The 16514-nt window shown below is 29.7% G+C and carries 12 protein-coding genes; 9 read left to right on the forward strand and 3 right to left on the reverse strand.

The genetic code is table 4. The features are described from left to right. Positions 1-102 precede the first annotated feature (102 nt). Positions 103-2484: a phosphoketolase gene (locus VBM86_RS01530; protein ID WP_323189629.1), complete on the reverse strand. Its 2382-nt coding sequence runs from the start codon at positions 2482-2484 to the stop codon at positions 103-105. Between the two features lie 488 nt (positions 2485-2972). Here VBM86_RS01530 and tuf point away from each other — a divergent pair, with 488 nt between their 5' ends. Continuing rightward, positions 2973-4160: an elongation factor Tu gene (tuf, locus tag VBM86_RS01535; protein WP_257089347.1), complete on the forward strand. Its 1188-nt coding sequence runs from the start codon at positions 2973-2975 to the stop codon at positions 4158-4160. 111 nt (positions 4161-4271) lie between these two features. Here tuf and VBM86_RS01540 read toward each other — a convergent pair whose 3' ends face one another. After that, positions 4272-5057: an MAG0110 family membrane protein gene (locus tag VBM86_RS01540; RefSeq protein ID WP_323189630.1), complete on the reverse strand. Its 786-nt coding sequence runs from the start codon at positions 5055-5057 to the stop codon at positions 4272-4274. Between the two features lie 75 nt (positions 5058-5132). Here VBM86_RS01540 and VBM86_RS01545 point away from each other — a divergent pair, with 75 nt between their 5' ends. Then, positions 5133-6446, forward strand: a complete 1314-nt coding sequence (locus tag VBM86_RS01545; RefSeq protein WP_323189631.1) for an aminopeptidase C — start codon at positions 5133-5135, stop codon at positions 6444-6446. Positions 6447-6546: 100 nt separating this feature from the next. Beyond that, positions 6547-7662 (forward strand): tRNA 2-thiouridine(34) synthase MnmA, encoded by a 1116-nt coding sequence (gene mnmA, locus VBM86_RS01550; RefSeq protein ID WP_323189632.1) that lies wholly within the window; start codon positions 6547-6549, stop codon positions 7660-7662. Positions 7663-7706: 44 nt separating this feature from the next. Here mnmA and VBM86_RS01555 read toward each other — a convergent pair whose 3' ends face one another. Beyond that, positions 7707-10139: a leucine-rich repeat protein gene (locus tag VBM86_RS01555; protein ID WP_323189633.1), complete on the reverse strand. Its 2433-nt coding sequence runs from the start codon at positions 10137-10139 to the stop codon at positions 7707-7709. 276 nt (positions 10140-10415) lie between these two features. Between VBM86_RS01555 and alaS the strand changes: the two genes are divergently transcribed. From alaS to VBM86_RS01585, 6 genes are all read left to right on the forward strand, one after another. Continuing rightward, a complete protein-coding gene (gene alaS / locus VBM86_RS01560; RefSeq protein ID WP_323189634.1) occupies positions 10416-13040 on the forward strand; it encodes an alanine--tRNA ligase in 2625 nt (874 codons plus the stop codon). After that, positions 13028-13468, forward strand: a complete 441-nt coding sequence (gene ruvX / locus VBM86_RS01565) for a Holliday junction resolvase RuvX (RefSeq protein WP_323189635.1) — start codon at positions 13028-13030, stop codon at positions 13466-13468. The genes alaS and ruvX overlap by 13 nt, the downstream gene beginning before the upstream one ends. Beyond that, positions 13468-14124 carry a BC85_0335 family putative methyltransferase gene (locus VBM86_RS01570; RefSeq protein ID WP_323189636.1) on the forward strand — a complete coding sequence of 219 codons (657 nt, stop codon included), beginning with the start codon at positions 13468-13470 and terminating at the stop codon, positions 14122-14124. The genes ruvX and VBM86_RS01570 overlap by 1 nt, the downstream gene beginning before the upstream one ends. A 63-nt stretch (positions 14125-14187) precedes the next feature. After that, the gene (gene greA / locus VBM86_RS01575; RefSeq protein ID WP_323189637.1) at positions 14188-14682 is read left to right on the forward strand and encodes a transcription elongation factor GreA; all 495 of its coding nucleotides are present in this window, start codon (positions 14188-14190) and stop codon (positions 14680-14682) included. Between the two features lie 24 nt (positions 14683-14706). Continuing rightward, the gene (locus tag VBM86_RS01580) at positions 14707-15393 is read left to right on the forward strand and encodes a hypothetical protein (RefSeq protein ID WP_323189638.1); all 687 of its coding nucleotides are present in this window, start codon (positions 14707-14709) and stop codon (positions 15391-15393) included. Positions 15394-15507: 114 nt separating this feature from the next. Further along, on the forward strand, positions 15508-16302 hold the full coding sequence (locus VBM86_RS01585; RefSeq protein WP_323189639.1) for a hypothetical protein: 795 nt from the start codon (positions 15508-15510) through the stop codon (positions 16300-16302). The last annotated feature ends 212 nt before the right edge of the window (positions 16303-16514 follow it).

The raw sequence follows: 16514 nt of genomic DNA on the forward strand, positions 1-16514 counted from the left end.
ATCTTGAGGTGTTATGACAAATTAAACTTTTGTCCAATTTTTGTGTCCTAGTTTATACTAAGGTGTTTTTGATTATCTTTTAACACTTATAAAGTATTTGTCTTATTTTTTAAGACCTGATCATTTTCAGAATCTAACTTCGTCAATGTCAATTCCAACTTCTTTAATGTATCTGTTGTGGTATGCAACTTTTTCTTCCATTTGTTTTACGAAGTCAGCTGCTTTATCACCGTAAACTGCTTTAGCAGCTGTGATTGAGATGTGGAATCTATCCATGTGGCTCATTTGTCTAATGTCAAATGATGTTGTAATGTCTCCGTTTTCTCTGTAACCGTGAACAAATAAGTTGTGGTTTTGACGTGAGAAGAAGATATCTCTAATAAGACCTTCGTATCCGTGGAATGCGAATACAACTGGTTTGTTCTTTGTAAAGATTGCGTTGAATTCAGCATCTGATAATCCACGTGGGTCAATGCTTGGGTGACGTAATTTTAATAAATCAACTACGTTAACGAATCTAATTTTAAGTGAAGGGAATGCTTTGTTGATGTATTCTAATGATGCTAATGCTTCTAAGTTTGGTTCTGTACCTGATGCAACAACAACTAAGTCTGGTTCTTCACCTGGTTTTGTTGTAGAAGCTCAATCAATAACTTTAAGACCTTTTTCAACTAATTCTTTAGCTTCTTCTACATTGTAGAATTGGTCTCTTGGTTGTTTAGAAGCAACGATAAGGTTAATTACATCTCTTTCTCTGTAAGCTTTATCTAATACAGCTAATAATGTGTTAGAGTCAGCTGGTAAGTATTCACGAATTAATTCAGGTTTTTTGTCAGCTAAGTGACCTAAAATACCTGGATCTTGGTGTGTGTAACCGTTGTGATCTTGTTGGAATGCTGTTGATGTAGCAATAACGTTAAGAGATGGATAATCTTTTCTTCAGTGAACTTTTCTTGCTTTAGCAACTCATTTCATGTGTTGTGTAAGCATTGAATCAACAACTCTTAAGAATGATTCGTATGAAGCAAACATTCCGTGACGTCCTGTCAATACGTATCCTTCTAAGAATCCTTCAGCTTGGTGTTCTGATAATTGTGAATCGATAACTCTTCCAACTGGTCCGATAGCTTCATCTAATTCAGGATTTACTCTTTCCAATCATTGTCTGTTTGTAACTTTAAGAACATCGTAAAGTCTGTTAGATTTAGTTTCATCTGGTCCGAATACACGGAAGTTATCTGGGTTCATTTTGATTACTTCAGCAAATCATTTTCCAGCGTTAACCATATCTTGGTCTTGAACTGAACCAGGTTTTTTGATGTCTAATGCAAATTGTGTTCATTCTGGTAAATTTAATGCTCTAGGGTTTACACCACCATTTGTAATAGGGTGCATTGCCATTCTTTTTGCACCTTTAGGAGCAATTTCAGCATATTCAGCTTTGAATTTAGCATTTTCATCAAATAATTCTTCTGGATGATATGAAGTTAATCATTCTTTTAATAAGTCTAATGTAGCTGGTTTTTCTGATGTAACAGGAAGAGGAACTTGGTGTGATCTAAAGCTTCCTTCATATGTTAAACCATTGTATGTGTGAGGTCCTGTTCAACCTTTTGGTGTTCTAACAACAAGAGCTGGTCAAATAGGTCTTGTAGCTTCTTCAGCTGATTTTTGTCTTGCTTTTGCTTGAATCTTTTGGATTTTTTCAATAGCTTTGTCAAATGCTTTTGCCATTGGTTTGTGAATTCCTCTTTGGTCAAAAACATCAGCTTCAACAAAGATAGCTTCTCATCCAAATCCAGCTAACATATCTCTGATTTCTTTATCTGATTTTCTAGCTAAGATTGTTGGGTTTGCAATTTTTCCACCATTGATGTGGATGATTGGTAATACAGCTCCATCATTAACTGGGTTAATGAATGATGATGAGAATCATCCTGCTGTAAGTGGTCCTGTTTCAGCTTCCCCATCACCGATTACTGTAGCAGCAATGATTTGTGGGTTATCTAAAATAGCACCTGTTGCGTGTGATAATGCGTATCCTAACTCTCCACCTTCGTGAATTGATCCAGGTGTTTCAGGAGCAGCGTGAGATGCAGTTCCACCAGGGAATGAGAATCTCTTGAACATTCTTTTTAATCCCTCTTCATCTTGTGAGATTTCTGGGAATAATTCTGTGTAGCTTCCATCTAAGTATGAGTTAGAAATCATAACTTGACCACCGTGTCCTGGACCTTCAATGTAGAACATTTCTAAGTCGTATTTGTTAATAACACGGTTTAAGTGGGCATAGATTAAGTTTTGTCCTGGGATTGTTCCTCAGTGACCAATTGGGTACATCTTAACATCTTCGGCTTTTAACTCTTCTCTAAGTAAAGGGTTGTTTCTTAAAAACATTTGCCCAACTGAAAGATAGTTAGCAGCACGTCATCAAGCATGCACTTTATCTAAATAATTTTTACTATCAAATAAAGTTTTTTTCATCTTGTTTCCTTTTTTGTTTGATTTTATTTCGAAATAAATTTAAACATCAAGTTAAAAACGTTTTGTAACTTAATGTATCATTATTTTACTTTATTTATTTTTTAAACAAAACCGAAAATAACCAATATTTTGCACTATCAAGCTGCTTGAATTTTGTGCATTTATATAATTAATTTTTAGAAATTTTTAGTATTATTTATCGCATATATTTTTATTAAATTTAATTGATGATTTTATATAAAACTGCATCTCTATTAGTTTCATTATTAGACAGAAATAACAGAAATTGCATTTTGTGGTACAATATAAAAACTAATTTAAATGTTATTGGAAATAATGTTTTCAAAAATTATTTTTGATAAAATTAATGTGCTAATTTAACAAATGGACAGGACCTAGATGAAAGGCTAGGCATAGGTTGGTTTTGGCGCTAAAACACAATACATTTATTAAACAATTTTATATATATAAAATAGAAAGGAAATTACATGGCAAAATTAGATTTTGATCGTAGTAAAGAACACGTTAACGTTGGAACAATCGGACACGTTGACCATGGTAAAACAACTTTAACTGCTGCTATTGCTACAGTTTTAGCTAAAAAAGGATTATCAGAAGCTCGTGATTACGCTTCTATCGATAACGCACCAGAAGAAAGAGCACGTGGAATCACAATTAACACATCACACATCGAATACCAAACAGAAAAACGTCACTATGCACACGTTGACTGTCCTGGTCACGCTGACTATGTTAAAAACATGATTACAGGGGCAGCTCAAATGGATGGAGCTATCTTAGTTGTTGCTGCAACAGATGGACCAATGCCTCAAACACGTGAACACATTCTTTTATCTAAACAAGTTGGGGTTCCTCGTATCGTTGTATTCTTAAACAAAGTAGATATGCTTGAAGGTGAAGAAGAAATGATCGAACTTGTTGAAATGGAAATCCGTGGACTTCTTTCAGAATACGGATTTGATGGAGACAATGCTCCAATCATTCGTGGATCAGCTCTTAAAGCATTAGAAGGTGATGCAAAATACGAAGAAAAAATTATGGAACTTATGGATTCAGTTGATTCATACATCCAAACACCTGTTAAAGAATTTGACAAACCATTCTTAATGGCTGTTGAAGACGTTTTCACAATTACAGGACGTGGAACAGTTGCTACAGGACGTGTAGAACGTGGAACACTTAAATTAAACGACGAAGTTGAAATCGTTGGATTAAAACCTACTAAGAAAACAGTTGTTACAGGAATCGAAATGTTCCGTAAAAACCTTAAAGAAGCACAAGCTGGAGATAACGCTGGATTATTACTTCGTGGAGTTAACCGTGATGAAGTTGAACGTGGACAAGTTTTAGCTAAACCAGGTTCAATCGTTCCTCACACAGAATTCGAAGCTGCTATTTACGTTCTTAAAAAAGAAGAAGGAGGACGTCACACTCCATTCCTTAAAAACTACAAACCTCAATTCTACTTCCGTACAACAGACGTTACAGGGGGAATTGAATTCGAACCAGGACGTGAAATGGTTATGCCAGGGGAAAATGTTAACTTAAAAGTTAAATTAATCGCACCTATCGCTGTTGAAGAAGGAACAAAATTCTCAATCCGTGAAGGTGGACGTACAGTTGGTGCAGGAACAGTTACAAAAATTGTTAAATAATTTGACTAATTGTTTTTCACAAAAAATTTCAAATGCACAGATTTAGGTCTGTGTATTTTCTTTGCGTTTTTAACAAAAAAATCAACACCTTAGTGTTGAGAGTAAATTGTTTTATCTTCTTTTAACTAATATAACAATAACGAAATAAAGTAGTTGAGCTAATGAAATAAATAACTGAAATCCGTGCTGAATCCCTAAAGTGATTAATGATTTTCTACTCATATACTCGACATAATCAGCTGTTTTTCTAATTGAATATCATTGAAGAATCATAAATAATGAGATTAATGCAACCATTAAAATTCCGATTCATCAGTTAATGTTATCTCTTTGTCTAAAAGCAAAGAATGAAATTAAGAATGTAACTAATATTGCGAATGATAGAACTGAAATCATTACTATTAGTGATCTTACATTAATAATTTTTAACATTCCTAATATTCCGGTCAAGAATAATATTCCTACTGGTATTAAAATAACTGATGCTAATTGCAATGATGCATACTTGATAATTTCTAATGCAGAGTTATCATATGTGTATGTTCCAAAACTAATTAATAATAAAGCTGTTCCGATTACAATTCCATAGAATAATGCATAGAAGAAGAACTTGATGCTCAAGAGTATTACATTTTGAGATTCATTTTTCGGTTTTATAAAACTCAGAATCATAATTCCAATAAAAGGGACGATTATCATCATTATTAGAAATAAAAGTTGATAAAACCATTTTGACATTGAATTTAGTATTAGTAAATCAATTCACATAAAGAAGATTGATAATAATGATAATAAAAACAATCCACCAGTGCTTGTTAATAGTATAATTCCATAAAATAATTTTACAGATCCTGATTTAACATCAGGAACTGCTTTAATAGTTTCTTGATTATTCATAATTTAAATTGTAATACATTATGAATTAAACTAAACTATATTAATAACTAATTTACAAGGTATATAGGAGTAAAAATGAATGTAACTAAAAACTTATTAGATGGATTTAAGTCAAAATTTGAATCAAAATCAAACAATAAAATGATTCAAAACTCAATCATCAAAAATGGTATTAAGAATACAGTTTTTGATCATAAAACATTTATCAAACACGATCACGTTTTTGACATAGAAACAACATTAGGCGATATAACATCACAAAAAAATAGTGGAAGATGTTGAATTTTCGCTTCATTAAATATGGCCAGAGTTGAAGCTGCTAAAAACTTAAATGTAAGTAGCTTTGAGTTTTCACAAAACTACTTTGCTTTCTATGACAAAATTGAAAAAGCAAATACATTTTTAAATTATGCAATCCAAACAGCGAACTTGCCATTAGAAAATAGAGAAGTTTATCACTTAATTAATAGAAATGTTGCTTCAGATGGTGGATACTGAGAATATTTTGCTAACTTACTTAAAAAATATGGTGCAGTTCCCAAATCAATTATGCCTGAAACATTCCATTCAGGAAATACAACAGATATGAATGAACAAATTGATAAACATCTTAAAAATGGAATGAAGAAAATTAGAGTACTTGTTGCACAAGGTGCTGATAAGACACAAATTCAATCAGTTAAAGAAGATACACTTTACAGAGTTTATGACATCGTTTCTAAATGTTTAGGAACACCAGTTACTGAGTTCACTTATGAATACAAAGATAAAGATAATAAGTATCACAAAATTGAAAACATAACTCCTGTAGAGTTTTTCGAAAAATATGTAGGAAAAGATTTTGATAAAAAAGTTAATCTAGTTCACGACCCAAGAAATCTTTATGACTATGGAACTAAATATGTTCTTAAATATCAAAAATCAGTTTATGAAGATCAAGATGTTGAAATGATTAACGTTCCATTAGATGTAATTAAGAGTGCTGTAATTGCTTCATTAAAAGATAACTTACCAGTTTGATTTGCTTGTGATGTTGATCCTTTCAAAGATAATAAATCAGGAATTTTTGACCCAAAACTTTATGATTTTGATTCAGTTTTTGAACCAATTAGTGACTTTAATAAAGAAGATAGAATTATCTACTTTAACTCAATGTTAAATCACGCGATGGCTTTTGTAGGTGTTAAAACAGAAAACGGTAAACCGATTGCTTGAAAAGTTGAAAACAGTTGAGGTGATGATTCTGGTAAAAAAGGTGTCTACTCAATGTCTGATGAATGATTTGATGAATACAACTTCTCAGTTATTGTGAATCCTAAATATGTTCCAGAAGAATATCTTAAAGCTGATAAATCAGTTGTTCTTGAGTTATGAGAACCATTTGCTTAATAGCAAAAAGTTAAATTTTTACATTAAAAACCAAAAAATTTCGCTTTTTTGGTTTTTATATTACAATTTATATACTTATTTAAGTATATAAAGGAGAAATATGTCTAAAAGAGTTGTTATAGGTATGAGTGGTGGTGTTGATTCATCAGTTGCTGCTTATTTATTGCAAAAGCAAGGTTACGAAGTAGTAGGATTATTTATGCGTAACTGAGACAGTGTTGTTAATAATGATTTTCTTGGAAACAATGATCTTAAACAAGATATGTGTCCACAGGAAAGAGATTATATGGATGCTCAATCAGTTGCAAATTCATTATCTATCAAACTTGAAAGAGTTGACTTTGTCAAAGAATATTGAGATAATGTTTTTGAAAACTTTATTGAAGAATTCAAAAAAGGAAGAACACCTAACCCGGACATTTTATGTAACAAGTACATAAAATTCAATGCTTTTGCTAACTATGCATTTAATGAACTTAAAGCAGACTATATTGCTATGGGACACTATGCAAATGTAATTGATGGTCACTTATACAGAGCGAAAGATGAAGATAAAGATCAAACTTACTTTTTGGCTCAATTAAGTCATGATCAACTTAAAAAGGTTATTATGCCACTTGCTGCATTAACTAAACCTGAAATTAGACAAATTGCTTCTGAGTTAGGTCTAATTACTGCAACTAAAAAAGATTCAACAGGAATTTGTTTCATTGGAGAAAGAAACTTTGGTCAATTCTTACAAAACTATATACCAGCACAAGATGGAGATATTGTGGATATTACAACAAATAAAGTTATTGGAAGACATGTTGGATGTTTCTATTACACAATTGGACAAAGAAAAGGTTTAAATTTAGGTGGTATGACTGAACCATATTATGTTTGTGGTCACGATGTGCAAAAAAATATTTTATATGTTGCACCTAACTCAAAACCTGAATACTTAATTTCAAATAATTTAATCGCTTCAGGATTAACCTTAAATAACAAAGATTTTAATCCTGATAATTTAACTGCTAAATTTAGATATAGACAAAAAGATATTAAAGTTTCCGTTGAATTTTTAGGCGATGATAAAATCAGAGTATTCTATCCTGAGGGTTCATCAGCTGTTACACCGGGTCAACAAGTTGTTTTATATGATGGAGACAAATGTATTGGTGGAGCAACAATTGATGAAGTTTATGATGATGAAACTAAAAAATGATATATATAAAAAATCATATGAGTGTTAAATTAACTCATATGATTTTTCTTATCTTAATTTCCAATTAATTGGTTTTTATTAACTACATTTAATTTAGGTGCAACTAGAACTGGAGTTTCACTTTGTGGAGAAATTGATGTTGCTCAAGATGAACCGACACTTTCCAAGTTAGGGAAGTTAAGTGCAGAAATTGTTCCAAATCCATTTGCAAATGTATTTGAAGCAATACCCTTAACATTTTCTCCTTGAATTGAGTTTATTTGGTTTGAGTTCTTGAATGCAGTTGTGTAAATAAATTCAACGTCATCAGACAATGTAACATAAGGGTTATCAGATTTAAGTTTAATTAAAACTTTCCCTAACATCGCTTTTGTGCTTTCTTGATCGTTTAAGATGTTATAGTAATATGGTGTCCCTTGAAGCGCTATTGCACCTAGAGAAGTTAAGTTAGGTAAGTTTAAACTTGTTAAGTTTGATAATGACCCAAATGTTCCTTGATTTACTGATTTAACATTTTCTGCCGCTATACTTGTAATAACTTCATTAGCAGTTGCTGCTTCTGGAATTTTATTGTCAAATGAAAATGCAGAGTTGTAGATTTGTGTAATTGATGGGTCTAAAGTGATTTCGGCTTTATTATTGATATTTTTGTAACCAATTAAAACTGAACCTAATTTAATTTGCTCTTCATTTGAGTTTGAAATGTGGTCATAGTATCATTTTGAACCAAAAAATGCATACTCACCTATGTTTTGAACATTTTGAACATCAAATGTTTCAAGTGCTGGAGTATCTGCGAATGCTTCATTTGCAATATAAACTTCGGGTGCTTGAATTGTTATTGATCTAAGTGTACTGTGTTTAAACATTTCTTCTGAAATATAAACTGGTTGTGTTGAAGTAATTGTAACTGTATTTATATTTTCATTGCTCTTGAATAAACCATTTACAAAATAAAGCGGCTTATCTGAAGTTATTTGCACATCAGTTGCTTCGCTATCCACAGATACATAAGTATTCTCATTAATTTTAATTTGTTTTTTAAAGCTTTCTGGAACTGTATTTGCAAATTCTGCTAACAATTGATGTCTAATTGCATTTTGTCCTAAATAAGTTACTTTTGGTAAAAATACATTTCTAATATCTTCTGTATTTAATGAATCTTTCCCAATTTTTTCAACATATGGAGCATAAACATATGAAACTTTTTTATCCTTAAATGCTTCCTCAATAATTGCAGTGTAATTTTCATTTAAGAAAATAGGTATTTGTTTTTCTGGAATTTCGTATTTAAGTCCTAAAACAGTATTGTTTTGTTTCTTTAAAAAGAAATCGGTAAATTCACTAATGATTGACTTTAGCATTGTTGTAGTTTCATCTTTTTGAAGAAACATAGCTCATACAATGTTAACTATTATGTTTTTTTCAATCTTTATGGCATCGTTATTAAGCATTTGGCCGATTGTATATAAGTTCAAATTGGTATTACCTTTATGTTTATTATTTATTTCTTTTAAGAAAGTTAAGATTTCATCTTTTTTCTCAGTTCCTAATGAATCAAGCGTTTCAGGATTATTTATTACAGAATTTACTAATTCAGAAATATCAACAATTGTTTCTGCCATTCCATAAGTTTCGATATGCAATCTTCTTTCAGCTTGAATATCAGATTCCGGATTAGAATAATTCAAAAACGGAAAAAGAAGAGAATTATTCTGTGATGCTTTAACAGTTTTATCGGTATCATCAAAAGATTCATATAATTCCGTGATTGCAGCAAGAAAGAATTGTTTAACTTGCTCCTGATCCTTTAAATTTGTAAATAGATCATTCAAAGAATTTATATCCATTCTATTAAGTAAGATATATTTATCTCTAATAACCTTCATAACTATCGGATACATGTTATCAAATGATGAACTGGTCAATTTCAACGCATAAGAGGTTAAAGCAATCAGTTTATCTAGTTCAAAATCGTCTAATTCTTTTATGTTGGTACTATTTAGCTTTTCGATTGAAGATTGATATTTTGAAGTCACATATTTTTTTGTCTTTTCAATTAATAAGATAACTTCATTTGTTAGAGGAATATTTGAAAAGGTGATTCCTTCAACCTCTTTTTTACCTTCTTCTAATAATTTGATATCTTGTAAGTTTTTTACTATTTGGCCTTTAATTTTTAGAGCTTCCACGTAATTCTCGGAATTATCATTAATATCTATATTTGTTAGCGATTTAACTAAATTGACATAGTTATTAAAAAGATTTGGTGTAAGCGCCATTGTAGTAGCGCTGAGTGATTTTGAGAAATCCAATAATTCCTCTTTTTTAGCAATTGTTTGAGCTGTGTCACCTGGATTTGCAATCGGATTGCCTGGTTTAGGTTCTTTTGGTGATTCTTGAGAACATGCGATAGTTCCTGTTACTGATGAAATAGCACCAGTTAATGTTAATAATTTAAAAATATTTTTTGTTTTTAATTTCATATTTCTCCCAATTAATATAATTTTACACTTTATAGAATTTAACTTGGTTATTTTAATTAACTGAAATTAACAAAATTTTGTGCTAATTATTTTTAATTCAAATCTGCAATTTAAACTTTTAACGTATTGTACAAGATGTTTTAGTAATAAAAATGAAAATAAGGATATTAATTAAAACAAATTGAAAATTTAAACTGTTTAAAAATCTTTTTAATATAATTTAGTAATATTTTTACTTTTATTTCAAAGAAATAAAAGAACATAAGGAAGGTAAGTATGAATTCAAAACAAATTAGAGAATCATGATTAAAGTTTTTCGAATCTAAAGGACACTTTGTTGTTCCTTCAAAAAGTTTAGTTCCTCAAAATGACCCATCATTACTTTGAATCAATAGTGGTGTTGCGACTTTGAAAGATTACTTTTCAGGTAAAAAAGAAGCTCCTGCAAAAAGATTAACTAACTCACAAAAAGCAATTAGAACAAATGACATCGAAAATGTTGGTATTACAGCTAGACATCATACATTCTTTGAAATGTTAGGAAACTTCTCAATTGGAGATTACTTTAAAAAAGAAGCTATTGATTTTGCTGTTGAGTTTCTATTAGATGTTCTAAAACTTGATAAAGACAGATTATATTTCACATACTACTATGAAGATTTAGAAACTAAAAATTACTGAATGGCTCACGGTTTTGACGAATCACACATGATACCAGGTGGCAAAGATACTAACTTCTGAGAAGTTGGTTCAGGCCCTTGTGGTCCTAACACAGAAATTTTCTATGATCGTGGTGAGAAGTATGATTCAAGAGGAATCGAGTTACTTAAAGAAGACATTGAAAATGACAGATACATTGAAATCTGAAACATTGTGTTTTCAACATACAACTCAAATGGTGAAGGTGAATATACAGAATTAAAGCAAAAAAATATTGATACTGGTGCTGGATTAGAAAGAATTGTCTCAATTATGCAAGATGCACCTACAAACTTTGATACTGACTTATTTTTACCTATTATTCACGAAATCGAGAAATTCACAAATTATAGATATGATACAAACAATTATTTTGTAAATGACAAAGATCAAACTTTAATTAACTCATATTTTAAAGTTATTGCCGATCACATGAGAACAGTAACTAATGCTATTGCTGATGGAGCTAAACCATCTAATGTTGGTAGAGGTTACATTTTAAGAAGATTAATTAGACGTAGTGTTTACAAAGCTATGCAATTAAATATTCAAGAACCTTTCTTATACAAACTTGTTGATGTGATTAAAGAAACATTACCTTTTGAATATGATGTAAATCCAATTAAAAAAGTTATTGAAGATGAAGAATTAACTTTTGCTAAAACTATTGAAAATGGAAAACAAATTCTATCTGACTTTATTGTTGAAGATTTAAAAGTTTTCCCAGGAGACATTGCATTTAAATTATTCGAAACATATGGTTTCCCTGTTGAATTAACTGCAGAAATTTTAGCTCAACAAAATATCCAAATTGATTATGAAGCTTTTGAAGCAGCAAAACAAAAACACGCTGAAATGAGTAAGGGAATAAAAGTTTCAGGAATGGATAAAGTAATCAACTCATTAACTTTAATCAAATCAAAAGTTGATGAATTTATTGGTTATGAATACACAAAATCAGTTTCAAACATTTTATACTTACTAGATACTGAAACAGAAATTGAGCAAGCTAACGGAATTTCATATGTTGTTCTTGATAGAACTCCTTTTTATGCAACTAGTGGTGGACAAAAACACGACCGCGGTTACATAAAACAAGGTACAAATACAATTTTAATCTTAGATGTTTTCAAAGATAAATTTGGAAACCACATTCACAAAGTTGAAGGAAAAATTGTTAAAAACTTACCTGTAGAGTGCTTTGTTGACGAAACAATTAGACTAGGTCTTGAAAGAAACCACTCTGGAACACACTTATTATTCAGTGCACTTAGAAGTGTTTTAGGAAATCAAATCAAACAATTAGGTTCAAATAACAATGAAGAACGTTTAACATTTGATTTACCAGCTGATACAAGACCTACAAAAGAAGAAATTAAAGCAATCGAAAACTTAGTTCGTGAGTACATTAAGATGGACGCTGTAAGACATTACTTGAATATGACTACAGACCAAGCTAAAGAAATGGGTGCAATTATGACTCTTGAAGAACAAGAATATATGAACCCATTAAATGTAAGAATTGTTAAATTCGACAATATTACAGCTGACTTATGTGGAGGTACACACTTATCAAATACAGCTAAATTAGAAAACTTCAAAATTACAAACGTTGATAAGAAAGCTGCTGGTGTATATAGAATTAGAGCTATTTCATCAAATGCTTTAGTTGATGAGTTTTTAGATGAAGAAATTGATAAATTAATTATTGAAGCAGAAAAATTAATTGACAAAAACACTAAGCTACAAGCTTCATACAACTTTGATTTAAATATTCCTACTGCAAAAGAAGAAGCAATTGACTACTTAGAAGAAACAATTGAAAAACTTAAAGAAGAGAATAAACAAATTCAAAAAGATTTACAAAATTCATTTGAATTTGATTATGACTCAATTGAAGTCTTAACAATGAATGGAAACAAAGTTTATGTAAATCAAACAGTTGATAAATCAAACATTAAAACAGTAGCTTCTACATTAAGAGAAAAATACAACGACATTTTAGTTGTGCTTACATCAAATGATGAAACCAATCCAATGATTGTTGTAGCTTCAAAAGAATACAATTCAAATGCTATTGCACAACAATTATTTGCAAAACTTAATGGACGTGGTGGAGGAAACGCTATCTTATCTATGGGTAAAGTTGCAACTGCTAATAACTTAATTGCTGCATTAGAAGAGATTACATGAGAAAAATAGGTCTAGATTTAGGAACTAAAAGTTGTGGAATTGCAATAACTGATGAAAGTGAAATCATTGCATCAGGATTAGAAAACTTTAAATTCGAAGAATATAAATTTGCCCAAGCTCTTGACAGAATTAGCTACTACATTAATGAAGTTTATAAAAACAAAATTGATGGAATAGTACTTGGTTACCCACTTAAAATTAGTGGAGATAAGAGTGATAGAACTTTAATGGTTGAAGATTTCAAAAAGCAACTTGAAGAAAAATTTAACTTACCTGTTTTATTGGTCAATGAACAATATTCAACTAAAAAAGCCCATGAGACTATGATTGAAGCCGGTTTAACTAGAAAGAAAAGAAAAGATCATAAAGATAAGCTTGCAGCACAAATCATACTTAATGATTATTTAGATTACTATAAACATAAATGAGGTAAATAATGAGTGATACAACAAGAACAATTTTAATGGTATCTGCTATAGTTGTGTTTGTTTTAGGTATTGGTATTTACATTGGGTTAAATATTTACTCAAGAAAGATTCGTAAAAAATATTTAGCAAAAGCGCAAGCTGAAGCACTTGTTCAAATTGAATCTTTACGTAGTGAACTTGGTGTATTACCTTTTGATATTAAAGACTTCCTAAAATCAAAAGCAAACGATTTAGACATTGAAGGTATTATTAATACAATTTATCAAAATCATTATCAAAATTGTTTAATTATCGATGAAAAAGATATGTTCCCAATAGTTGCAATTGACTCAAAAACAAAATCAAATATTTATTATTTAAACTCTAATTTAAATAAAGACTTATATGATAAAGTTAAAGAGAATTTTGGTAATGAAGCTGGTAAAGGAATAATAGAATATAAAGATCAAGAATTAGATTTTGTTGCGATTTTACGTACTGAGCAAGACATAAATGACTTATATGATAAGTATGTTCACAAGATGCAAAAAGGTATGTGTATTATTAGTTATGATAATGCAAAAAGATCTGAAATTAAAAGATTAATTTCATTACTTAGAATGTCTTCAATCCCATATGAAGTATCGTTTTTAAGTTCTAAATTTCTTTTTATAGTAAAAAGATAAAATCAGACTAAAATAAAATATAATTAAATTAACTTTTCTCAAAATAACATAAGGAGAATGATTATGAACAATGAAGAATTAAAAGGTGTTGTTTACCTATCGCAAGAAACTTACGATAGATATAAAAAAGAATACGAACATTTAGTTAATATTGAAAGACCTGCTGTTCAAGCTGCCTTAAAAGAAGCTAGAGCACAAGGGGACTTATCAGAAAACGCTGAATATGATGCAGCTAGAGATAGACAAGGTGCTGTTGAAGGTAGAATTAGTGAATTAGAACAAATTTTAGATAATGCAAAAATTATTGAAGCTAAAGATGAGTCAACACAAAACACAGTTGGAATTGGTACAACAGTTCAATTTGTTAAAAAAGACACAAATCAAGTTAAAGAAGTTACAATTATGGGTACACACGATACAAACCCATTTGAAAATAAAATTTCAAACAAAAGTCCACTTGCAGTAGCAATGATGGGACATGTAGCTGGTGATGTTGTCGAAGTTGATGCACAAACAAAATACATGATTGAAATTTTAAGTGTGAAATTCAGTAATTAAGCTGAATTTTTCTTTTCTTAATTTATGGAACTACATAATTCACAAAATCATAATTCTTGCTCTAATAAAGAATTAATATGAATTGCAAATTCAAATAAACAACAACAAACTAGACATAAACCCGAACAAAATCTTTTCACAATAAAAAACATAGCTTACTTAGCTATGTATATGGCAATTATTGTAATTTTAACTTTTACGCCCTACACAGGCTATATTACGATTGGTGTTATATCAATAACAACCGTTCCAATTGTTATTTTAATTACTTCAATTCATTTAGGTATGATTGGAACTTTATGAAGTACGCTGTCATTTGGATTTTGATCTTGAATAGGTTCGATTGTTTTAGGGTATCCAATTTTCAATAACATCTTATATTCATTTGTGCCAAGAATCGCTTTAGCTTTATTTTTAGTAGGAGCATATTATTTATGCTTTAAAATAGGTAAATTCAATATATTCACAAGTACAATCTTTGCTTTCTTAATTTTTGCTGCCAATACATTATTTGTTTCGATTTTTATTTTTATCGGAATTCAATTCATAGGCATAAAAGAAGTATCATCACCATCGGTTTGATTAACATTAATTTGAGTAAATATGCTGGTTGAATGGGGTGTTTTAGTAATAATTTCAATAGCAATTTATCCATTTTTAAAATGAGTTTATAAACAAAATGTGATTAATAAAACTAGTTTAGGATATTAGATAAATTTGAGAGCTCGATGAGCTCTTTTTTTACTTAACATTCAATAACTATTTATTTTTAATTATTTTATGGAATGGGTGATATTATTTAAATATTAAGAAAAGGAATCAAGAATGATATTAATGATTATTTATTATCTATCCTGGCTGATAGATGGAAAAATGAGATTTATATGACATAAACTCTTTGACATTATACGATTAATTGATTCAGGCACGAAAATACGTCCTGAAATTTTTGATTACTTAAAAGAAAAATTTCTTAAAAGATTGAAATTCGAACAGATATTATTAATCGTTTTTCTTGTAATCATCATAATATCGGCTATACACACAATTATTTCGATAATTTTGGCATGCATTTATTTTGCTAAAATAAATACTATCACCAGTTTCTGTTTCTACACAGGATTACCTGCTTCTATTATTTTACTTTGTGAGGGTTCATCACTTTTGGGTCTTTGAATATGAGGTAATCTAAAATCATATTTGGATGATTATATAAATTACTTAATACCAGAATATTCAAGTAAGAATGCAAGATTATCCAATGAAAATTTATATGATAATTTAATTCTAAATGCTCATTCCGAAGTTCATTTTTTAATAAATGAAAAGACAAAATTTAAAACAGTGTGGCCTTCAGTTAGAGTGGACATATCTTCAGTGTGATTTCCTTGAATGCATATTAAAATTAAATTTTTAAAGAAATCAAAAACTAAGAAAATGGATATTTATTTAGTAATGTTGTTATGTGGTGATGGTATGTGAAAACTTAGTAATATTGAATTAAAACCTGAAATGTTTTATTATGAATATAAAAGAACAATTCTTAATGAAAATATAAAACCACCAAAGCAAAAAATTGTATTGGGTCAAAATTATAAGTCTAGAGAAATTGATATTTAAGTTTTTTACTTCTATGTAAATAATTGAGTCAAAAATTTTGACTCTTTTTTTTAAAATTTATTTCTAATGAATGACTAATGTGAACTTCAAAACTATGATGAATGATTATTATTGAGTATTAATTTGTTTATATTTTTTCACATTTTGTGAAAAAATAAGAAGAAATATCACTATTTTCAGTCATTTATTTTTCATAGTGATAACATTAAAAC

It is taken from the genome of Mycoplasma sp. 21DD0573 (genome assembly GCF_034863425.1).
Taxonomy (GTDB): Bacteria; Bacillota_I; Bacilli_A; order Mycoplasmatales; family Metamycoplasmataceae; genus Mycoplasmopsis.